Raw genomic sequence first — 20,431 nt, 5'->3', positions numbered from 1 at the left:
GGCATCACCCTCCGTGACTTCGACGACCACGTGGCTCTTCGTCTTCGAGAGCGGTCGGGTCTCTGCAATCTTTACTTCGTCGTCGACCGAGAGCGGCTCCAGTACCTCCGGCACGTGTGCCGGAATGCGGGACCGTCGCTTCATGAGACGGTCATACTTGGGTACGTTCACGTCGTACTCTCGCTCGACGATGACGGTACGTTCCATGTCGGTCGAGACGACGGTCCCCTCGATGACCTGCCCGCGGACGGGCAGCTCACCGTAGAAAGGACATGTCTCGTAGTCGTACTCCTCCGGATTTTCGGGTTCCGGAGGCTGTGTTACGTCGAGTCCTATTGCCATAGTGAACCTCCTTTGGTTTCGGTGCGGAGGGCGGGTCGTGCGACGAGCCGTTCGCCCTCGACGACAACCGCGACCGACCCGTTGTCAGCCGCCTCGTCGAGTTCGAACCGGAACGTCGTCTCCGCCTTCGGCACCTGTTTAACCCCGTCGCCCGTCGCCACGAGCAGCGTTCGCATCGTCTCGTCGTGGACACGCCCGGCTATCCCGACGAGGTCGGGGTTGGGCGCGTCAGTGACCTCGACGTCGAGGCCGACGAGTTCGTGGCGGACGAGCGTCTCGGGGTTCATTCGTCGAAGTCGCCCTCCTCGCGCTGAATCGTCTTCACGCGGGCGATCGTTCGCTTCAGCTCGCCGATACGGCCCGGGTTCTCGGGCGCGCCACCGGCAGCTAGTACGGCCTTTTCGTTGAGCAGCTCGGTTTCGAGCTGTTCGAGTTCCACCTCTCGCTCGGCGGCTGTCATGTCGCGGATCTCGTCGACGTGCAGGATGGCCATACTATGTCTCCTCCTCGTCTGTCGTCTCGTCTTCCATCTCGTCGAGGAGCTCTTCGGCTTCCGCCTCGACGTCCTCGTCGAGCGCTTCGTCCGGCTCCTCGGCGGCGTCCGGCGGCGAGGTCGGCGCGTCGCCGGTCTCGGCCTCGACGCCTTCCTCGTCGATGATTTCTTCCTCGGCGACCTCCTCGACGGCTTCCGCCTCGGTTTCTTCTTCGATGACCTCTTCAGGGTCAGCGCCGACCGATTCGGCCTCGGCGTCCTCGGGCGCTTCGAGCAGCTCCTCGACGTCGCCCTCCGGCTCCTCGACGAAGTCCTCGACCTCGATGTCCTCGTAGACCTCGAAGTCGTCCGGCAGCTCGGCCTCCGGCGGGATGATCTTCACCTGCACGCCGATGGTGCCGAGCTTCATGACCGCGGTGCCGACACCGCTGTCGACGATGCTCTCGGCGGGTTCGCCGTTGTGCTTGATGTAGCCGCGGTTGAACTTCTCGACGCGCGAGCGTGCGCCGGTGACCTTTCCGCTCAGGATGATCTCGGCACCGAGGGCGCCGGACTCCATGATGCGGTCGATGGTCGTGTGACCGGCCTTCCGGAAGTACCAGCCACGCTCGAGCGCGTTGGCCAGCCGGTCGGCGACGATCTGGGCGTTGAGGTCCGGCTCGTCGACCTCCTGAACGTCGACTTGGGGGTCTTCGAGGCCGAACTCCTCTTCGAGCGTCGTCGTGATCTTTCGGATGTTCTTTCCGCCCTTGCCGATGACCATCCCCGGCTTCTCAGCCTTGAGTACGATCTGGGTGCCCATCGGCGTCTTCGCGACCTCCATGCCGCCGTAGCCGGCACGGGAGAGCTCTTCGGAGAAGAACTCGTCAATCTGGGTTCGCTGAAGCCCGTCGTGGATGAACTGGTGTTCGTCTGCCATTATTCGTCGTCCTCCGTTCTGAGTACGAGTTCGACGTCGACCTGCGGGGTGTTCCACGGCGAGGCACGGCCGAACGCGCGCGGCTTCTGGCCGGGGGATTCGCCGACCTTGTGTGCCGCGACGTGTTCGATGACCATCTCCTCGCCCTCGAAGCCCTGATGGTCGGCGTTGTTGATGCCGTTCTCCAGCAGGTCGAGGAACGCCTCGGAGGCCTTTTCCGGATACCGTCCGGCGTCCCAGCCCTCGATGTCGTTTCGGTGACCGACACCGGTGTTGTGGGACTTGAAGGGCACCGACCGATCGCCGTCGATGACGGCTTCGAGGTAGTCGACAGCCTCGCCGGCCGTCTTGCCCTTGATTTCCCGGGCGATTTCCTTGCTGTGCTTGTGACTCATGTGACGCTCCCGGAGCATCGCTTTTGCCGTCTCGTCCGGGTCGACGTCGACACTGTAGCTGATTCCCATGGTTATTTGAGCGGTACGAACTTCGAGGAGCGGGTCGCACCGATGCCGGCCTGTCCGTGTTCGACCGACGTTCGGGTGAGCTGGAATTCGCCGAGGTAGTGGCCGATCATCTCAGGCTCTACCTCAACGCGTTCGAAGCTCTGGCCGTTGTAGACCGCAAACGTCAGCCCGACGAACCTTGGCAGGATGGGCATATCCCGCAGGTGGGTTCGAATCGGGTTGTTTGCGGTCTCTTCTTCGCCGGCCTCGCGTGCCTCGTCGAGCAGCTTCTCCTGCTCGACGGAGAGACCCCGCTTGATGGTTCGCCGCTGTCGGGCGGGAAGCAGTTCCGCGACCTCGTCGAGCTCCATCTCCTGCAGCTCGTCGAGCGTGTGACCACGGTAGGTGAACTCCCCTTCGTGGCCGATCTGGTATTCCGAGCTCATTCTTGTCCTCCTTTGCCGCCACGGCCGGTCCGCTTGGAGGCGATGTCGCCCACCTTACGGCCCGGCGGCGTGTCACGGGAGACGCTTTTGGGTTTGCCGGGGTGCTGTCGGCCGCCGCCACCGAACGGGTGGTCGACGGCGTTCATCGCGACCCCACGCACGCGGGGCCACTTGCCGCCCCGCGATTTCATCTTGTGGTGCTTGTTGCCGGCCTTGACGAACGGCTTCTCCGTTCGTCCGCCGCCGGCAACGACGCCGATGGTGGCGCGACACTCCGGCGACAGCCGGCGCATCTCGCCGCTCGGCAGCTGGACGACCGCTGCGTTGCGGTCGTGGGTGAGAAGCGTCGCGCTCACGCCGGAGGCGCGGGCGAACTTCCCACCGTCGCCGGGCTGCCGTTCGACGTTACAGACCGGGACGCCTTCCGGAATCTCCGCCAGCGGCATCGTGTTGCCGGGGGCGATTTCGGCCGAGACGCCGATCTGAATCTCGTCGCCGACGGTGACGCCCTCAGGTGCGAGGACGAGTCGGCGGTCGCCGTCGTCGAACTGCACGTCGGCGAGCGGTGCCGACCGCGCCGGGTCGTGCTCGATGTCGACGACCTCGCCGGTGACGAGGTCGGACTCTTCGACGTTCCGGTGCGACAGGTCTGCCTTGTATCGGTGCGACGGGGCGCGGAACGTCGAGGTCCCGCGGCCGCGTCGTTGTCCGAGGATTCTGCGTCCCATTCTTAGAACACCCCGATTCGGGAAGCGACTTCCTGCGCGTCGTCGTCGGCCGACAGCTCAACGATAGCCTTCTTGTCGCCGTCCATGCGGACCTGCGTGTTGATCGAATCGACTTCGACGTCGAACTGCGATTCGACTGCCGCCGCGATGTCGCCTTTCGTGGCCTCGGGGTGGCAGACGAACTGCAGCTTGTTCTCGAAGTCCATGTCATTCATCGCCTTCTCGGTGACGAGCGGGTGCTTGATCGTCATCGCTCGGCCACCTCCGCAAGGGCGCTTTCGGTCCACAGCGTGAGCCGGCCGGCCTGCGTGCCGGGTGCGAGGTCTTCGACGTTGACCTCGTCGGCCGTTGCTACGTCGGAGCCAGCGAGGTTCCGTGCCGCAAGCGACTGGTCGTCGCTGGTCACGACGAGCACCGACTTCGGCTCGGTGTACTTCCGTCCACGGGTCGTCCCGCGGCCGGCGCGTACCGTCTTGCCGTCCTCGGCGCGCTCGATGTCGTCGTAGACGCCGAGGGCCTCCAGCACGTCGACGGCCTCCTGCGTCTTGACGAGGTCTTCGAACTCGTCGCTCACGACGAGCGGGAGGTCGGTCTCCTCGTCGAACTCGTGGCCGCGCTCCTCGACGCGGTCGGCGTTAGCCGTCGCGGCGATGGCGCTGCGCGTTGCGAGCTTGCGCTCTTTCGTGTTGATGTCGAGTCCGCGGTCCTTCTCGGCCTTCGGCGGGTGTGCCGGGCGGCCGGAGACGGCCTGCGGCACCTCACGCGCACGACCGTTCTGTCGTGGGACGTGCGCCATCCCGCGGCCGCTGCCGGGGGATTCTGCCGGGGTCCGAAGGCCCGCGTACTCGTCGGTACCTGTGTCCTGAATTCGGTTGGCCTGTGCGGCGAGCACCGCGCGCTTGATGAGGTCGGGCCGGTAGTCGGTCTCGAAGACCGCCGGGAGCTCGACCTCGCCCGCGTCGTCGCCGTCCAGGTCGCGTACTGTTGCCTTCATGGATTATCCCTGATTCGAAGCGGTGGAGACATACCGGACCTCGGGGTCGAGGCGCGGCTGGTCGCCGGGTCGCACCGCCGGCCGGAAGCGCACGAGGCGCTTGTCCGGGCCGGGAACGGAGCCCTTCACGAGGGCGTAGGGGCCGTCGACCTCGCCGTAGTTGACGAAGCCGCCATCCGGGGAGACATCGTCGTCGCCGAGGTCGATAAGCCGCTTGTTCAGTTCGGTGCGCTGGTGGTAACCGGTCTGTCCCTGCTGGGGGACCGTCGAGCGGACCCGCGAGGGGTTCCATGGGCCGAGGTTGCCGATGCGTCGGCGCCAGCCCTGTCGGGCGTGTTTGCCCTTTCGCTTCTGGACGCCCCAGCGCTTGACGGGACCTTGGGTCCCCTTGCCCTTCGTGATGCCAGCGACGTCGGTGTACTCGCCGGCGCGGAAGACGTCGGTGACGGTGTGTTCGCCGCCGTCGTCGACCAGATCGAGCGCGAAGTCGACGCGGTCGGACAGCGAGCCGCCGCCGACGCGTGTCTCCATCACGTCGGGTTCCTTTTTCGGGACGCTCGAAAGCGCACCGGGGACGGTGTGGGTGATGACCCGCACGTCCGCGAGGGCACCCTCGTCGAGTGCCGTTCGGATGTCGCCTTCGATGTCTCCGGACTGTTCCTCTGGGACGGAAAGGGACCGCTCGAGGTCCTCGTGGACCTCGTCGGTCCAAACCTCGGTCAGTGGTCGCTTTCCGTACGGTGTGTCTTCGTAGGCTCTAACGGCGACAGCCCGCATCGGTGGCGTCTCGACGACGGTCACCGGGACGGTCTCCTCCTGTCCCTCTCGGGGGGAGTTGGGCTCGTCGTTGATCGCAACGACGTGACTCATGCCGGCCTTGTAGCCGGCGAAGCCCTGAAGACCGGGCTGTCCTTCGTCGTCCGGCCAGGAGTTAAAGCGCGGTACCTCACTGGCCGCACGGCTACGGGGGCTGAAGCCCATCGAGCCTTTTCGTGGTCTGCTTGGTTGTGGCATTTATCTCACTCCAGTGTGAGGGGCGCGAGGGTGGCGAACAACGCTTCTTCCGTTCGCACAACCTCACTACCCTGGTTCGGAACCGTATTGAGCCAAAGGTCGAACCGCGCTTCGGGCTCATCGCCGATAGCCTCCTCGCGAGGCTCACAGCCGAGTATCTCCGGCAGCCCCCGTTCGGGGGCGCCGAAGGCGACCGTGAATCCGTTGGCGGTCGTCCGACCGACGATACCGTCGAGACGGTCGACCGAAAGCGTCTCCCCATGCCGGGACGCGGCGATACGGACGCCGGCGTCCGGGCGGGCGAGACTGGCTTCGATGGTCGCACAGTCGACGGCGAATCCCGGTGGGGATTCGTCGACGAGCTTTGCGCGAACCGGCTCTCGCGAAGAGACCCTGATGGTGACGCGCTCTCCCTTCCCGACCTCCATCGAGGGAGGGACGGGGAGAGAGATCGGGTGTTGCATTCCGCAATTGACCCGGACGCGCCCGTCAGGTCCGACCTCGGTCACGATTCCCTGTCTTAACGACCCCGAACCGTCCGATCCGGAGCCGGTCTGTGAACGCACGCGGAGCGGTGGCAGGATGCCAGCGTACTCCAGTTCGCCCCGCCTGTCCCAAACCTCTTTTCGGAGGTATGCGGGCGTGGCGGCATATTCCAGCACGGTGCTGACGAACCCGTCGCCGAACCGGCCGTCGTCGCCATCCCGGTCGGGATAGACGACGAGGCGGTCGACCCGGAAGACCGTCGCCGCACGGGCGACGTAGCCGAGTTTGCGAGTCGCCTCGCGTTTGTCCTCGGCTTCCCGGGTCAGAGACGACGGCACGAGCACGCTGCGTGTCATGCCGTAACGCTTCCTCGTCCGTTCACGAGACTGTGCCGGTCCTACCGAATCCACCCATAAAAGTATCGCGGTATGTGGCGGTCGTGCACCGCGTTCACAGGGGTTTCAGCCGTGTGTCCCTCTCCCAGACGCCAGTGTCGCATGCCGGCGGCGCTTTCGCAAGCCTTTTATTCATCTCGCCGGTACGGTGAGATGCGAAGGCGCGCTGGTAGTGTAGTGGTATCACGTGACCTTGCCATGGTCACAACCCGAGTTCAAATCTCGGCCAGCGCATTTCTCTACTGAACTACCCGACGAGCAACGCCTGCGTGTTTACTCGACGACGACGTCGATGGGCGCTGACGATTCCCACTCGACGTGGTCTCCATCGTGTAACGCAACGACAACGGCTGTCTCTCCGGCTGCGTCTCCATTGATGTGAACGTGGTTGCCGTGGGAGTCCGTGCTGAGTATCCCGCCGTCGCCGACTTCCCGAGCAGCGAGCTGAAGCCCGTCGTCGCCGAGCGTGACTTCGTTGCCCTCGTCGTCTTCGGCGACAGCACCCAAAGAGATGTGTTCTCCGACCGGTACGGATGGCAGGTCGCCGTGCCAGTGGCCGTGGTAGTCGGCGACCGCTTTGTCGGTGTCTCTGTCGATGATGTCGACGCTGTAACTGCCGTCGCCGTGACTGCTGTTTCCGTCGCCGTTTCCGAGACAGCCAGCGACGAGCACCGATAGGCCGCCAATCACACCTGCGCCGACCTGCCGTCGCGTGCATCGTCTTTCGTCCATACAGGGACACCACTCGGGTAGCTACTCCACAGTTTTCAATCGGGCAACTTTCACGATGCGGAAGTAGCATCTGTACTGTACAATGGGCACAAACACGTCGTACATCAATCAGCGGCGGTCACTTTTCGGACCCCGCGATTCCTCGCTGCGGGCGTGCATGTGGCCTCGGCAGTCGGTTATTTGCCGTTCCCGCTCGAACGGCCGTGTATGTCTGTCGTTGCACTCCTAAGCGTCGCACCGGTCATCGAAGACAGCATGGCGAGCGATGTCGCTGACGCCGTCGCGGCCCTCGATGACTTCGATGTGACCTACGAGACGAACCCAATGGGCACCGTTATCGAAGCCGACGACATCGACACGCTACTGGCGGCGGTCGGTGCCGCCCACAAGGCTGTCGATGCCGACCGCGTGAGCACGTTCCTGAAAGTCGACGACAAGCGGACGACCGACCAGCGCGCACGCGAGAAGGTAGAGGCAGTCGAAGCGGAGCTCGGACGGGAGCCGAAAGGCGAGTAGTCAGCCGAGGGATTATACTGCCTCGTTACGCAGGTACAACCGTTGATGTGGCGACGCGACGACAGGGGACAGTCCGAGAGCCTCGGAAGCCTGCTGCTCGTCGCTGTCTTTCTGGTTTCGGCAACAGCGGTCGGTGCCTACACCGTCCCGAGCGTTCTCGACCAACAGCAGCCGGACGGTCCGCTGGCTGACATCGAAATCGAGGCGGTCGATGGGGAAGCAGTACTCGTCCACGCCGGTGGTGAACCCCTCGACACAGCGTCGGTTGACATCGTCACGCGGAACGGCGGCGAACAGCGCGGAAGCATTGAGGACCGGACTGTCGAGACGCTTGAGAGCCAATTCCGCCCGGGCGAGCGCGCCACCCTCGACGGCGGCGTCGGCGAGACAACGGTCATCGTCATCGATACGGCCGACAACGCTGTCGTCGCAGAAGAGACGCTACAGCTCCCGAGCGGTTTTCAGGTGGCTATACTGGACCTCGATAGTGGCGCGGTCGGTGAGGACCTCACTGTCGAGTATTCGGTCCAGAATGTCGATATAGAAGCCGATACCCAAGACATCACGCTCACTATCGAGGATGCAGACGGCAACACTCTCATCGACGACGTGGTTGCGGACGACCTCCAGCTCGATGCTGACGAAGGGACCACCGAAATCGAATCCTACGAGATAACTGACGGCTACGTTCCTACTGCCGAGGTGACTGTCGCTACCGACGACGATGCAGCGACAGAGACAGTTTCGATTGAAGATTCACCGGACCCCACCGGCTCTGTCACCGTCGAGTCGCCGATCTTCGACGGCCAAGACGAATTCGAGGTAGCATACGAGTTTGAGCACCTCGAAAGTGCCTTCCTTCGAGTCGAAAACGAAGCCGGCGACGAGTTCGAACTCAACGTCGATGACCCGGACGGTTCGGGAACGGAGAATATCGACGCCGACGACGTACCTATCGCCGATGAAACAATCACTGCGACTCTCTCCGAAGCAGACGGCGGTGCCGAACTGGCAACCGATGCGACCACAGTCTCTGCTGCGGGAGCCCTGACGGTCCAACCGGATATCCACGCGGGGATGGACAGCTTCGATATTGCACTCGATACCGGTACTGACGGCTGGTTGGTTGTCACCCACGACGGCTCCGAGTACGAGACAGCGGCCGACAGCGACGAAACGGTGACCGTTGCTGCTGCCGATGTCGGCGGGCTCACGGCCGGTGACGACGTGTCGGCGACGTTCTATGAATCCGACGACCGAGATGTTGCACTCGCCAGCGACAGTACGGAGGTTCGGGAACCCGAGCGGCCGAGCTTTTCCGACCTCTCGGTGTCCGACGATTCGTTTTTTGCTCTCATCGTCTTTCGTGAGGGATACACCGTCGACTACGCGGTTGCCGACCCGGATGACCAGTTCGAGTCAGTTGAGGTTGACTTCGAAAAGGAAGGCAGCGCTCAGTCACGAAGCTCAGGCGCACCAACCGACTCCCTGGAGTACCGTGACTGGTACAGCTATGGTAGTGACTACGAAATCACGATCTCCCTTTACGACCAGCAGGGCGAAGTCGAATCCGAACGCGTCGTCATCGAAGACACCGCCGACGGTGACGACCCTGAGATTCCGGAGTAGTCGACTTCGGACAGACCGCCAAGGAAAAGGCATATCCCCCGCCCCGCGTACCTTCGGGCATGAGCACGCCTCCCGGCGAGTATTACACGGCAGAACGGTGGAACAACTGGTTAGACAGACTTCGCGAGGAGGAAATCGACCCCGAAAGCGACGACTCCGCGCGGCTGTTCTTCAACCTCCTCGACGATGCGACTATCGCCATCGCGAAGGTCATCACCGACTACGAGGACGGCGAGTTCGAAGACGCCGAGGCCGCCGCCGCCGAGATCGACAACATCCGGGCAATCGTCCTCGAAGAGGTCGACATCGACGACGAAGAAAAGCTCACGCTGGTCGACGGCATCCAGACGTCGCTCGTCTGTGCGCTGTATGCCGCCGAGGAGTACATCGTCGGCGGTCCCGCCGAGGAAGGCACCATCGAGCAGTACATCGACGCCGCTGCGGCGGCCGAAGCCGAAGAGGAAGACCTCGACACCGCCCTCGCACACTGCGTTCAGGCCGGCACGCTCGTCATCGAGGGCGACGACATCGGTCTCGACGTTGCCGAAGACATCGAGTACGGCTTCGTTGCCGACTGGGTCAACGGCCTCGACTCGCTGGGACGGGCGCTTTCGGACCCCGAACTCGTCGAAGAGGAATAGGGAACACGCTTTTATCTGCGACCGACGTGGTTCGAGTATGACATTTGCGGCCGACGAGCGCGGTCAATCCGTCCTCGTCGGGACGATACTGTTGTTCGGCATACTGATTATCGCCTTCTCCAGTTATCAGGCGTTTGTCGTCCCGAACCAGAACGCCGAGGTTGAATTTAACCACAACAGCGAGGTGCAAAGCGATATGCAAGATTTGCGGAACTCGTTGCTTGACCTCCGGTCAGTTGAAGATACTAACGGGGAGTTTCGCCCCGTCTCTGAGCACCGACCCGTCAGGGTCCAGCTTGGGACAGAGTACCCAGCTCGGATTGTTGCCGTGAATCCACCCTCACCCGCTGGAACTATTGAAACCATCGACCCTGTAGAACCGGTCCGTATTGAAGACGCCGCCGTCGCTGGCGGGGAATTCGAAAGCTCACCTGAGGTTCTCCTCGACCGCGATCTCGATACAACGTTCCTTCGATACCGGCCCAACTACAACGAGTTCCAGGATCCGCCTGATACTGTTATTGAGCACTCGCTACTGTACAATGAATTTCGGAACGCTGAACTCACTGTTCGTGGACAGACCGTCATCCGCCCTGAAACCAATCGGATCAATCTGGTTCTATTCAGCGGTGATATCTCCCGTTCGAGTTCGCAAGCAGTAACACTTGATCCCGAAACACTTGACGGCCCGACCGGTACGATTCCGCTTGAGCCCGCTGGTGATGAAATGCGAATACAGCTTCCGACCCGAAAGCCTGAAATATGGGAGGACGAGTTGGCCGGCTCGCCCGGTGTGAATGTCAATGCTGAAGACGACAGTATAACGGTAGAACTTGAGAACGAATACGACCTCCGAGTGACACGGGTCGGGTTCGATGGGGGCACTGAGGATGACACACTCACTCCGATACAGCTGTCACGCGAAGTCGGAGTTGGAAATGGAGGCGATCCGCTTCCCGGCCCGAGAGTTTTCGATGCGGACGGTCCCGATGAAGGCGATGAGCCGCTGGGCGCGGATGATGATTTCGAACTTACAGCGACCGTCTCGAATATCGGTCAAATCAGCGACGAGCGGGGCGGCACGACCATTCAAGCCGCTGAATGGTACCTACAGGGTGACGACCCCGGTGAGGGGAATGCTTACCCGATGGAAACTAGTGATGGTGAATTCCTCGAAGATGTTGAAGTCGACGTCATAGACGACGAAGTATCGGCTACGCTACTCGACGAAGGCGAGAACACGCTTATAATACGTGGTCAGGACAGCCGCGGGATATGGGGTGAAGACACCGACAGCGTAACCGTTGAGGTCGACGAAAGCGGCGACCCAATGGCTGATAGAACGGATATAATAGACGCGGAAACGACAAACGAAGCCGGGTCGATAGTTGATTTCACAATCGAAACACCGGATGATGGCGTGGTTGTGACTGGGCTCGGTATCGACTACGAAACTGGCGAGGGAGATGCAGACCGTGTCAATAACGGTGGAAACGACGAGGTCGTATTCAGCGGCAGTGACGGGCGTTTTGACGCTGGTGGTGGTCAACAAGGCATCAACCTCGGAGATGACCCGGTTGACTTCGAAGATGATGGCGCTGATGGCGAGTATGCTGACCTGCCGGAAGGGACCACCGACATGACGTTAGCCGAATTTGAAAGCGACGGATCTGGCCGCCCGGAGGTTGATGTAAGCCAAGACGTCTTCGATGTAACGCTGGTCTTCGGAGACGGAAGCAGAGATACATACCCTATCCAAGTAGACGGCTGATATTGGCAATCGATTTGAACCGGTCGATAGCTCACTCGAACGACTCCAACTTCCGCACCACCTTCCCATACACGTCGGGCGAACAGTACCACCCGGCGTCCAGCATCGAATCAATCGCTTCCCGCCCCGCTTCAGCGTCGATGGTCCCGCGTTTGACTGCCAACAGCACCAGATACGCCGTTCCTCGTGTCTCGATGCCCTCGGCGGCGGCGATATTCCGACCATATGACTCGTCCATTACGGCAACGCCATCGTGGGTGGCGGCACAGGCAAGCACCGATGCATCGGCTGTAGTCAGCCCGTCTGCTTCCCTGAGGCGGCCCAAAAGCGGTGTCTCCTCTCCTTCGACGACGGCCAGTGTGCCGTCCGTGACGGCGTGTTCAACTCGACAGGCGTCGGGGTAGCCCTGTTCGATTCCAGCCTCGACGACTTCCTCATAGACTGAGCCAGGAAGTACACACCGTTTTTCGAGCGCCGCTACCATCTCCAACTGCTCTGCCTTCGCGAGGTAGATGAGCGGCGTCGCATCGAAGACCCACATCTACAGCGATTCGAGGTCCGCTTCGAGGTGGTCGCTGTCGACCCACGTGATGTCATGTTCCTCGGCAAGCCGGGCTAGTTCCCAGACTGAGAGGCCAGCCTGCTCGGCAGCGGCACTGACCGTCATCTCGCCGGCTTCGAGCGCTTCGAGTGCTTGCTCGCGTCGCCACTGCTCGAGTCCTTCCGAGAGGAGCTTTCTGACTGCCGTACTCCGGTCGAGTGTCTCGGATTCGAGGTATGCCTCAAGCTCGGATTCTAGCTCGTCCGGCACTCTGGCTGATATCGTCCCCATATGTTTACTTTGTATTCTTCGCATACAAACGTTCGGCCCACTAATTCGTCAATCGTCGAAGTACCCATCGACAAAATATTATACCACCGGTACGACACGGCAGGTATGACGAGCGTAGGCATCGACGCCATCGAGATTCACACCGGGAAGCTCAAACTCGACCTCGCGGAGACGTTCGCGCCGGCGATGGACGACGCGCCGGAAAAGTACACGAAGGGGCTCGGCCTCCACGCCAGTTCGTTCCCCGATACGTACGAGGACATCGTGACGATGGGGGCCAACGCCGCCCATCGGCTGATGGAGCGGAAAGAGTTGGAACCGGACGACATCGGCCGTATCGACGTCGCCACTGAGTCGGCCTTCGACCACTCCAAGCCCGTCTCGACGTATATCGCGGGCTGTCTCGAACAGGTCTTCGAGGGCGACTTCCATCACGCCAACAAGGGCGAGCGCAAGTTCGCCTGCGTGGCCGGCACACAGAGCATCGACGACGCTTACAACTGGATTCGCGCGGGCCGCAACCGCGGACGGGCGGCGATTGTCGTCGCGACTGATACGGCGCTGTACGCTCGTGACGACCCCGGCGAGTCGACACAGGGCGCTGGCGCGGTCGCGATGCTCATCGACGAGGACCCGGACTTAGTCGAACTGTCGAAGGCACAGGGCTTCGGCTCGGCCGACGAGACTGACTTCCTCAAGCCACAACAGCAGTTCCCCAGCGTTGACGGCAAGCGCTCGGTGAACGTCTATCTCGCCCGGATGCGCGAGGCGATGATTGATTACCAGCGCGTCGGCGGCGACATCCACCCCGACGACTTCCGACTCGGGCCGTTCCACACGCCGTTCCCCGGGATGGTCCGGAAGGCGGCAGTGCTCGCCTACCGGCACATCATCCGCGACACGGACATCGAAGACGCACTCGCTGACGACATCGGTCGCCAGCCGCGGCCGGAGGGCTTCGACGACGAGGAACAATACCGCGAGGCGCTGTCGGAGTACACCGACGCGCTCAAGGAAACCGACCGGTATCAGGAGTGGTACGACCGGACTATCAACCCGACCCTTTCGATTTCCCGGCAGGTCGGCAACTGGTACACCGGCTCCGTCCACGTCGCCCGTGTGTCGGGACTGAAGGCCCTTGCCGAGGCCGGCGAGGACGCCGTCGGCGACCAGCTACTCGTCGGCTCCTACGGCTCCGGCGCGCAGGCGGAGATTCACGTCGAGACGATACAGGACGGCTGGGAGGCTGAGCTCGATGCGCTGAACATCGACGAGCAGCTCGACTCCCGCTACGACCTCGATTTCGAGGAGTACGAGGACGTCCACGACGCCCACAACTACGACGAGGAGACGGCCGTCGAGGAGTTCACGGCCCCTGACTCGGAGTTCGTCTTCGACGGCTGGGGGCGAATGGGCGAACGGCAGTACCGCTACGTAGATTGACATCCTCCTCCGCGTGAAGGCGGAGGAATCCCGACCGCAGTTGGGAGTTTCAGGTTTGCAGTCCAACCGAGCATCATCCCGGTACGAATCCGGCGGGATGCTCACGATCTGAAGCGGGCTGGACTGCGGGCAGTGCCAAGCCGCCGTTACGTGTATCCTCAGTCATATTTGGCGTCCCAACGTTGTTTTTGCCGTGGGGACGCCAGCAGGCGTCACCGGAATTCACGGTAGCGGAAATTCTGCAACCGCAGTCACCATGGATCGGACGTTTCGAGCATCCGATGTTCGTGACCACGTTCCAGATATTGTCTCATTGATGTGGGCGGACAGGCCGCCTCTGTAGGACGGGACGGAATCCGCTCCGTTCCGACCGATTCCTACTGTTTGGTAAGGCGGCCTGTCAATAAAACGTTACTGTGGGAAACTCAGAGCAAGTGTTTGAATGGAGATGATTCCCAGAGCGACGGCGCGTATCCACGCCGTGAACGACGTGGTATTGCGCCTGCTCAGCCTATAACGACGGGACGTTCGCGGAAAAACAGGCGCTTTTTAGTCGGCGACCGCAGGCGTGTCAGTATCGACGCCAGCGAGCGATTCGCCGTGTTCGGCCCGAAGTGTCGCCGCAGCATCGAGTGCGATGAAGCCGAACCCGACCTTCGTGACGAGGTCAAGGTAGACGATAAGCGCCACGTCGACAGTCGGTGTCAGCAGCGCCACGCCCGGCGGTCCAAGCAGCCAGATGAACGGATAAATCGCCCAGAGGACGACCGTCAGGTTTCGGAGGCGGACGTACAGCGACTTGATTCCGGAGGACCGCTGGCTGGCGCTTTCGGTCATCGGCCCGACGAGGTAGTAGACCAGTCCGATGAATGCGACCGCCCCCATGCCGAACAGCGCGTAGCGCTCGATACCGGGCACCATCGCCCCGGCGAAGCCGGCGAGCATGACCACGGTGTTGAGCGTGATGACGATGCCGAACTCCCGACTATCAAGCCCCGCAAGCAGCCCGAGGAAGTAGACGATGAGCGGGGTTGTGAGAATCCAGTCGATGTACCGGGGGACGAAAACAGTCCGTTCGGCCACGGGAACCCAGCCGACACCCAGCGCCATAACGGCGTAGGCGACTGCTGCGATACCACTGATGCCGACAAGTGTCACGTAGTACCGTCGCTCGCCGCTTCCGGCGTCACGGCCGGCCCACGCGAACGCGAGCGTGCCGACGAGCATGCCGATTGCGCCGAGCCAAAAGAGGGTCGTAAGTCCCACCATCGTTAATCATCCCCCGCCGCGAGCGTCGGCTGGTCATCGAGGTCGGCTGCTGACGCCTCTTCGGTGTCAGTCCGACGGAGCGTCTCGCTGAGCGTGTCGGCCTGCTCGGAGAGGCCATCGATGAGGTCGAAGACCTCTTTGACAGACTCGGCCTGTGTCTCCGTCGTTTCTGCGGCCGTCTCGGCGTCGCTTGCAGTCTGTTCGGATGTCGCAGCCATATCTTCGACCATCGTTGTTGCCTTCTGTGCGGCGTCAGCCTGTGCGTCTGTCGACTGGTTGATCTCTTGAATCCCGTCGTTGGTCCGCTCGACGCTGTCGACAATACGTTCGAGAGCGTCGACGGTATCTTCGACCGTCTCGACGCCCTCCGAAACTTGGTCGCTTGTCTCGCGGATGTCGTCGACCGTCGTCTGTGTTCTGTCTTGGACGGTCCCGATGAGGTCGTCGATTTCCTCGGTCGCTGCCTTCGTCTCCTCGGCGAGCGCCTTGACCTCGTCGGCGACGACCGCGAAGCCCTCGCTGTTGCCGTCCGCCCGTGCTGCCTCGATAGAGGCGTTCAGCGCGAGGATGTTCGTCTGCTCGGCGATATCCGCAATCATCTCGGAGACCTCGCCGATCTCGCGGACGTCTTCGTTGAGCTCTTCCATTGACGCGACTGCCTGTTCGGTCCTCGACTCGACCTCGTTCATCTCGGTGATGGCCGTCTCGGCGGTCTCCCGCCCGGCTTCGCCCGTTTCGGCGGCCTGCCGAGCCGTCTTGGCGATGTCGTCGGCACTGGCGGCGACCTCTTCGGTTGTCGCCGAGACATCGTCCATCTCCAGTGCGATCTGCTGGACGGTTTCGGTCTGGTCGCCGGCCGCATCGGAGATGTTCTGGACGGCGCGGTTTACGTCCTCGCTGGCCTCCATGACCGATTCGGCGTTCGCACGGACGGCTTCTGCGTCTTCGGAGACTGCGTCGGCGAAGCGCTCGATGCGCCCGACAAGCGCCTCGATGCCGTCCATCATCTCGTTAAATGACCCCTCGATGGACTGCATTGCTTCGTTGTCCGTTTCGGCGTCGAGCCGCTGGGTAAAGTCGCCGTCGGCACAGCGGTCCATCACCTCGCCGAAGCGCTCGGCTTCGGCCTGTAGTTCCGTGTTGATCTCCTCTGCCCGCTTTTGTGCCTGCTCTGCGTCCTCGCGAGCGTTCTTGGCGTCCTCCAGCGATGTCCGCACCGACTGGCGCATCTCGTCGAAGGCCGCATAGAGGTCGCCGATTTCGTCCTCGCGACGGGTCTCAAGCTCGACATCGAGGTCGCCGTCGCCCATCCGCGAGGCCTTCGCGGCCAGCGTTGAAAGCGAGGCGGCGGTGTCACCGCCCAGCGTGGCAGCAACGAGCCCGAGGTTGATCCCGAGCAGGATGATGAGCCCGAGAATGGCCGATACTGCCGCCTCCTGTACGGCTGCGGCATCGCCGGTCGCGGCGGCGGCGGTTACCTCACCGTATGCGATGGCTCCGAAGAGCACCGTTAACGCGCCGACAAAGGCGAAGGTGGCACCCATTTTCCCCGTATAACTGTGCCGGACACGGCCGGGGAGAAGGAGCCGTGATACGTTCAGCGACATAGCACGTTATTGACGCGACTGCACATAAAAACCCGAAACCGAATCGCCGGAGCGAAACGACCGTAATCTATAGATAGAAAGCGCTAATAAGCTCTTTTTCTTGTTAAATGATGCCAAACAGACGTCCCGTGGCGCTACTGGGTTGCCGCCGGCTCCTCGACCATTCCGAGAACGTCGTCGAAGAACCCGAGGGTGTCGTGGGGACCGGGGTTGGCTTCGGGGTGGTACTGGCGGGTGATGATGTCGAGTTCGTCGCTTTCGAGACCCTCGGGCGTCTCGTCGTTGACGTTGACCTGCGTGACATCAAGCTCGCCCGGCTCGGAGACGGTGTAGCCGTGGTTTTGGGTCGTCATGACGACTTTTTCGGTCCGGAGGTCCATGACCGGCTGGTTGACGCCGCGGTGGCCGAACTCCATCTTCTCGGTTTCGCCGCCGAGGGCGTTAGCGATGACCTGCTGGCCGAGACAGATGCCTGCAAGCGGCAGGTTACCGGCGTATTCGTCGACGAGGTCGGCCGCTGCCTCGAAGTTCTTGGGGTCGCCCGGGCCGTTGGAGATGAACAGCACGTCGGGGTCGACAGCCTTGACATCATCGGCCGTCGCGTCGTAGGGTAGCATCTCGACAGTAGCACCGCGGTCGACGAGCGAGTCGATGATGGAGCCTTTCGCCCCGCAGTCGACGAGCGCGACAGTCGGCCCGTCACCGTCGGCGTTGAACGTAAGCTGTTCGTCGACGGACACCTGACCGCCGATGTCCGTATGCTCGCTCATCCCCTTGCACTCAGCCAGTTCGGCCTCCGCGTCTTCGGGGGTCGCGTCCGGGCCGGCAGCGATGCCGCATTTCATCGCTCCCTGCTCTCGGATGCCGGTGACGAGGTCGCGCGTGTCGAGGGCGTCGACGGCCGGCACGCCTTCGTCTTCGAGCCACTCGGCGACATCCTCGGTTAGCTCGCGGGCGACGACGCCACGGGGGTGGACGCGGTCGGACTCGAACCGTTCCTCTCGAACCCCGTAGTTGCCGATGAGCGGGTACGAGAAGGTCAGAATCTGCTCCTCGTAGCTCGGATCCGTGAGCGATTCCTCGTAGCCGGTGTAGGCGGTCGTGAAAACCAGTTCACCGCGCGTGCGGCCGGGAGCACGGGCGCGTGCCTCCACGACACGCCCGTCTTCCAGTGCCACGTAGGCGTCCGTCATTACGAGATGCGTATGCTATACCCCGCATTAACGCTTGTGTTCGAAGCCTCATTACGAAATTCGTAATCGGTAAGTGCCGGCGGCCGCAACCCACGAATCTCGATGGACGACCTCGACAGAGAGATACTCGCCATCCTCCGGCGCGACTCCCGGACCCCCTACACCGAAATCGCCGAACAGGTCGGCACGTCGGAGGGGACGGTTCGCAACCGCGTCGAGCGACTGCTCGAAGAGGGAATTATCGAGCGGTTCACCATCGCAACCCGTACCGGGAACGTGAAGGCGATGATAGAAATCAGCGTCGCTGTGGATGTCGATACCGGCGACATCGCCGACCGGATGACCGAGTGGCGCGAGGTCGACTTCGTTTGGCAGGTTTCCGGTGAGGAAGACGTCGTCGTCGTCGTCGACACGACGGACACGGGCACACTGAATGACCTCATTACTCGTGCCCGCGAACTCGACGAGGTCGTCTCGACGAAGACCCGACTCATTCTCGCCGAGCGCCGCGGATAGCGGCACGCCACCCATGAAGCCGAAGCGCCCTTGGTGGCCCCGCCCGTCGGATGGGGCATGGATACGACCGACGCCGAGACGGCCGACCACCCGAACGCCGGGCAAGATGTCATCGCTGTCGACAGCGACGACAACGCCGCAGGGACTGTCAACCGCCTCGACGCTCACACTGGCGACGGCATCCGCCACCGGGCGTTTACGGTGCTCGTTTTCGATGGCGACGGCAACGTTCTGCTCGCTCAGCGTGCGCCGACAAAGCGCCTGTGGGACACCCATTGGGACGGCACCGTGGCCTCGCATCCCGTCGAGGGACAGACGCAACTCGAAGCAACCCGAGAACGGCTCGAAGAGGAACTGGGAGTCACCCCCGACCAGTACAGTGACCTCCGGGTGACAGACAAGTTCGAGTACAAGCGGTATTATCTGGATGCAGGCCTCGAATGGGAGGTCTGTTCGGTCCTGCAGTGCACGCTCGACGACGTCTCGCTCGACCCTGACGAAGAAGAGGTGGCCGGAGTGCTTTGGGCTCCCTACGAACGCCTCTATGAGAATCAGCGCTGGTACCGACAGCTACGGCTCTGCCCGTGGTTCGAAATCGCAATGCGTCGAGACTTCGAAGGTTAATGTGGAAAATAGTCTGTTACTAACGCCATTTCCTCTTTGACTGTCCATACATGTGTGATATTTAGAAAAAGCCTTACATTCGATAACCGCGTATCGGCTTTCGAGGGATATGTACGACGCCCGAACCAGAGCCGCGGTGGCACGCTACGTCCGCGGGCTGTCGACGGCTCGTGAGGCCGCCCGTGAGGCCGATATTTCAACGGCCGAGCTCCGCCACTACGCCAGGACCTGCGGCATTGCGCCCGCATTCACCGGTGACGAACACGTTGACAGCGCTGACTCCGAACGCGCCGCCGGCACGGAGAGCGAACGTGACGACGACACCAAGTGTAGCAACGACTGACTGGCGGCCGGTACTGACTCGTTCCGGCAGCGAGCCGACGACTCAGTGGAGTTCGAGCGCTTCGATCTGTTCCTGATAGCGGTTGCGGATAGTGACTTCTGTCACCTGTGCGACTTCGGCGACCTCCCGTTGTGTTTTCTTCTCGTTGCAGAGCAGTGACGCAGCGTAAATCGCGGCGGCGGCGTATCCCGTCGGCGATTTCCCCGAAAGCATTCCCTCCTCGGCGGTTACGTCGATGATCTCTCGGGTCTTCTGCTCGACGGCTTCAGAGAGCGCAAGCTCCGAACAAAAGCGCGGGACGTACTCCTTCGGGTCGGCGGGCTTGATCTCCAAGCCGAGTTCTTGTGAGAGATACCGGTAGGTCCGGCCGATTTCCTTCTGTTCGACGCGGGCAACCTCTGCGACCTCGTCGAGCGACCGCGGAATGCTTTCTTGCCGGCAGGCGGCATACAGCGTCGCCGTGGCGGCCCCTTCGATCGAGCGTCCCCGAATCAAGTCTTCATCCAGTGCCCGCCGATACGTAACCGACGCAACCTCCCGCACCGACCGGGGGACGCCCAGTGCCGAGGCCATCCGGTCGATTTCCGACAGCGCGAACTGCAGGTTCCGCTCGCCCGCGTCCTTGGTCCGAATCCGCTCTTGCCACTTCCGCAGTCGGTTCATCTGTGACCGCTTGTCCGACGAAATCGACTGCCCGTAGGCGTCTTTGTCCTTCCAGTCGATCTGGGTCGTCAGCCCCTTGTCGTGCATCGTCTGGGTCGTCGGCGCCCCAACACGCGATTTCGACTGCCGCTCGGAGTGGGTAAACGCACGCCACTCCGGACCACGGTCGATATGCTCGTCTTCGAGCACGAGCCCCGTCGGTTCATGGATGAGCTCGCCATCGGCGGTCTTGACCACGTCGTCGGGGTCGACTGCGTCGGGCTCGACCGTTTCAGCCGTTGCAGCCGCTTCCTCTGCTTTTTCGGCCTCTGTGCTCGCCTCGCGGCTCGTTCGTTGGTTAGTAGACCCGCTCGTCACAGTAGCCACCATACACTATTTGATATTAAGGCTGT

General features: G+C 62.3%; 25 protein-coding genes, 1 tRNA gene and 1 pseudogene. 9 read left to right on the top strand and 18 right to left on the bottom strand.

What is annotated here, in order from left to right; all coding sequences use genetic code 11:
- Positions 1 to 9: 9 nt before the first annotated feature.
- The 11 genes and pseudogenes from NP_RS12010 to NP_RS11960 all read right to left on the bottom strand — a co-directional run.
- Positions 10 to 342: pseudogene (locus NP_RS12010) on the bottom strand (30S ribosomal protein S17); the annotation flags it as partial.
- Positions 333 to 629 (bottom strand): ribonuclease P protein component 1, encoded by a 297-nt coding sequence (locus NP_RS12005; RefSeq protein WP_011324138.1) that lies wholly within the window; start codon positions 627 to 629, stop codon positions 333 to 335. The pseudogene NP_RS12010 and the gene NP_RS12005, both read right to left, overlap by 10 nt.
- Positions 626 to 835, bottom strand: a complete 210-nt coding sequence (rpmC, locus tag NP_RS12000; protein ID WP_011324137.1) for a 50S ribosomal protein L29 — start codon at positions 833 to 835, stop codon at positions 626 to 628. Before rpmC ends, NP_RS12005 begins: the two co-directional genes overlap by 4 nt.
- Before the next feature lies 1 nt (position 836).
- Positions 837 to 1,754 carry a 30S ribosomal protein S3 gene (locus NP_RS11995; RefSeq protein ID WP_011324136.1) on the bottom strand — a complete coding sequence of 306 codons (918 nt, stop codon included), beginning with the start codon at positions 1,752 to 1,754 and terminating at the stop codon, positions 837 to 839.
- Positions 1,754 to 2,218 (bottom strand): 50S ribosomal protein L22, encoded by a 465-nt coding sequence (locus tag NP_RS11990; RefSeq protein ID WP_011324135.1) that lies wholly within the window; start codon positions 2,216 to 2,218, stop codon positions 1,754 to 1,756. Before NP_RS11990 ends, NP_RS11995 begins: the two co-directional genes overlap by 1 nt.
- A 2-nt stretch (positions 2,219 to 2,220) precedes the next feature.
- Positions 2,221 to 2,643 carry a 30S ribosomal protein S19 gene (locus NP_RS11985; protein ID WP_011324134.1) on the bottom strand — a complete coding sequence of 141 codons (423 nt, stop codon included), beginning with the start codon at positions 2,641 to 2,643 and terminating at the stop codon, positions 2,221 to 2,223.
- Positions 2,640 to 3,371: a 50S ribosomal protein L2 gene (locus NP_RS11980; protein ID WP_011324133.1), complete on the bottom strand. Its 732-nt coding sequence runs from the start codon at positions 3,369 to 3,371 to the stop codon at positions 2,640 to 2,642. Before NP_RS11980 ends, NP_RS11985 begins: the two co-directional genes overlap by 4 nt.
- Before the next feature lie 2 nt (positions 3,372 to 3,373).
- Positions 3,374 to 3,622: a 50S ribosomal protein L23 gene (locus NP_RS11975; RefSeq protein ID WP_011324132.1), complete on the bottom strand. Its 249-nt coding sequence runs from the start codon at positions 3,620 to 3,622 to the stop codon at positions 3,374 to 3,376.
- Positions 3,619 to 4,365, bottom strand: a complete 747-nt coding sequence (gene rpl4p, locus NP_RS11970) for a 50S ribosomal protein L4 (protein WP_011324131.1) — start codon at positions 4,363 to 4,365, stop codon at positions 3,619 to 3,621. The genes NP_RS11975 and rpl4p overlap by 4 nt, the downstream gene beginning before the upstream one ends.
- Positions 4,366 to 4,368: 3 nt before the next feature.
- Positions 4,369 to 5,379 (bottom strand): 50S ribosomal protein L3, encoded by a 1,011-nt coding sequence (locus NP_RS11965; RefSeq protein ID WP_011324130.1) that lies wholly within the window; start codon positions 5,377 to 5,379, stop codon positions 4,369 to 4,371.
- A 5-nt stretch (positions 5,380 to 5,384) separates the two neighbouring features.
- Complete coding sequence (locus NP_RS11960; RefSeq protein ID WP_011324129.1) at positions 5,385 to 6,221, bottom strand: putative RNA uridine N3 methyltransferase; 837 nt, start codon at positions 6,219 to 6,221, stop codon at positions 5,385 to 5,387.
- 202 nt (positions 6,222 to 6,423) lie between these two features.
- Here NP_RS11960 and NP_RS11955 point away from each other — a divergent pair.
- Positions 6,424 to 6,494, top strand: a tRNA-Gly gene (locus NP_RS11955).
- A gap of 39 nt (positions 6,495 to 6,533) precedes the next feature.
- Here the strand turns inward: NP_RS11955 and NP_RS11950 are convergent.
- Positions 6,534 to 6,992 carry a hypothetical protein gene (locus tag NP_RS11950; RefSeq protein WP_011324128.1) on the bottom strand — a complete coding sequence of 153 codons (459 nt, stop codon included), beginning with the start codon at positions 6,990 to 6,992 and terminating at the stop codon, positions 6,534 to 6,536.
- Positions 6,993 to 7,199: 207 nt separating this feature from the next.
- Here NP_RS11950 and NP_RS11945 point away from each other — a divergent pair, with 207 nt between their 5' ends.
- From NP_RS11945 to NP_RS11930, 4 genes are read left to right on the top strand one after another with little or no spacing between them, the layout of a single operon-like run.
- Positions 7,200 to 7,508, top strand: coding sequence for an MTH1187 family thiamine-binding protein (locus NP_RS11945; RefSeq protein ID WP_011324127.1), 309 nt, complete (start codon positions 7,200 to 7,202; stop codon positions 7,506 to 7,508).
- A gap of 45 nt (positions 7,509 to 7,553) precedes the next feature.
- Positions 7,554 to 9,137, top strand: coding sequence for a type IV pilin N-terminal domain-containing protein (locus NP_RS11940; protein ID WP_011324126.1), 1,584 nt, complete (start codon positions 7,554 to 7,556; stop codon positions 9,135 to 9,137).
- 59 nt (positions 9,138 to 9,196) lie between these two features.
- Entirely contained in the window at positions 9,197 to 9,778 is a 582-nt protein-coding gene (locus tag NP_RS11935) for a DUF2150 family protein (RefSeq protein WP_011324125.1), read from the top strand.
- A 37-nt stretch (positions 9,779 to 9,815) separates the two neighbouring features.
- Entirely contained in the window at positions 9,816 to 11,549 is a 1,734-nt protein-coding gene (locus tag NP_RS11930; protein WP_011324124.1) for a hypothetical protein, read from the top strand.
- Positions 11,550 to 11,580: 31 nt separating this feature from the next.
- Here the strand turns inward: NP_RS11930 and NP_RS11925 are convergent, their stop codons facing one another.
- Complete coding sequence (locus tag NP_RS11925; protein ID WP_011324123.1) at positions 11,581 to 12,090, bottom strand: DUF3368 domain-containing protein; 510 nt, start codon at positions 12,088 to 12,090, stop codon at positions 11,581 to 11,583.
- Entirely contained in the window at positions 12,091 to 12,381 is a 291-nt protein-coding gene (locus NP_RS11920; RefSeq protein WP_049939716.1) for a hypothetical protein, read from the bottom strand.
- A gap of 105 nt (positions 12,382 to 12,486) precedes the next feature.
- On the opposite strand from NP_RS11920, the gene hmgB reads away from it, so the two are divergent.
- On the top strand, positions 12,487 to 13,824 hold the full coding sequence (gene hmgB, locus NP_RS11915) for a hydroxymethylglutaryl-CoA synthase (RefSeq protein WP_011324121.1): 1,338 nt from the start codon (positions 12,487 to 12,489) through the stop codon (positions 13,822 to 13,824).
- 549 nt (positions 13,825 to 14,373) lie between these two features.
- On the opposite strand, the gene NP_RS11910 is transcribed toward hmgB, so the two are convergent.
- From NP_RS11910 to carA, 3 genes are all read right to left on the bottom strand, one after another.
- Positions 14,374 to 15,093 (bottom strand): bacteriorhodopsin, encoded by a 720-nt coding sequence (locus tag NP_RS11910; protein ID WP_011324120.1) that lies wholly within the window; start codon positions 15,091 to 15,093, stop codon positions 14,374 to 14,376.
- Positions 15,094 to 15,095: 2 nt separating this feature from the next.
- On the bottom strand, positions 15,096 to 16,637 hold the full coding sequence (locus NP_RS11905; protein ID WP_232503974.1) for a sensory rhodopsin II transducer: 1,542 nt from the start codon (positions 16,635 to 16,637) through the stop codon (positions 15,096 to 15,098).
- A gap of 197 nt (positions 16,638 to 16,834) precedes the next feature.
- Positions 16,835 to 17,893 (bottom strand): glutamine-hydrolyzing carbamoyl-phosphate synthase small subunit, encoded by a 1,059-nt coding sequence (gene carA / locus NP_RS11900; protein ID WP_011324118.1) that lies wholly within the window; start codon positions 17,891 to 17,893, stop codon positions 16,835 to 16,837.
- A 102-nt stretch (positions 17,894 to 17,995) separates the two neighbouring features.
- Here carA and NP_RS11895 point away from each other — a divergent pair, with 102 nt between their 5' ends.
- The 3 genes from NP_RS11895 (at position 17,996) to NP_RS11885 (ending at position 19,376) form a co-directional block, all read left to right on the top strand.
- Positions 17,996 to 18,409, top strand: a complete 414-nt coding sequence (locus tag NP_RS11895; protein WP_011324117.1) for an Lrp/AsnC family transcriptional regulator — start codon at positions 17,996 to 17,998, stop codon at positions 18,407 to 18,409.
- A 57-nt stretch (positions 18,410 to 18,466) separates the two neighbouring features.
- Positions 18,467 to 19,033, top strand: coding sequence for an NUDIX hydrolase (locus NP_RS11890; RefSeq protein ID WP_011324116.1), 567 nt, complete (start codon positions 18,467 to 18,469; stop codon positions 19,031 to 19,033).
- Between the two features lie 136 nt (positions 19,034 to 19,169).
- Positions 19,170 to 19,376: a hypothetical protein gene (locus tag NP_RS11885; protein WP_148215462.1), complete on the top strand. Its 207-nt coding sequence runs from the start codon at positions 19,170 to 19,172 to the stop codon at positions 19,374 to 19,376.
- A 42-nt stretch (positions 19,377 to 19,418) separates the two neighbouring features.
- Here NP_RS11885 and NP_RS11880 read toward each other — a convergent pair whose 3' ends face one another.
- A complete protein-coding gene (locus NP_RS11880) occupies positions 19,419 to 20,408 on the bottom strand; it encodes a transcription initiation factor IIB (protein WP_011324114.1) in 990 nt (329 codons plus the stop codon).
- Positions 20,409 to 20,431: the final 23 nt, after the last annotated feature.

Source organism: Natronomonas pharaonis DSM 2160 (assembly GCF_000026045.1).
Classification (GTDB): Archaea; Halobacteriota; Halobacteria; order Halobacteriales; family Haloarculaceae; genus Natronomonas; species Natronomonas pharaonis.
Note: the sequence above shows the minus strand (reverse complement) of the source record. Positions and strands in the feature narration are given on the sequence as shown.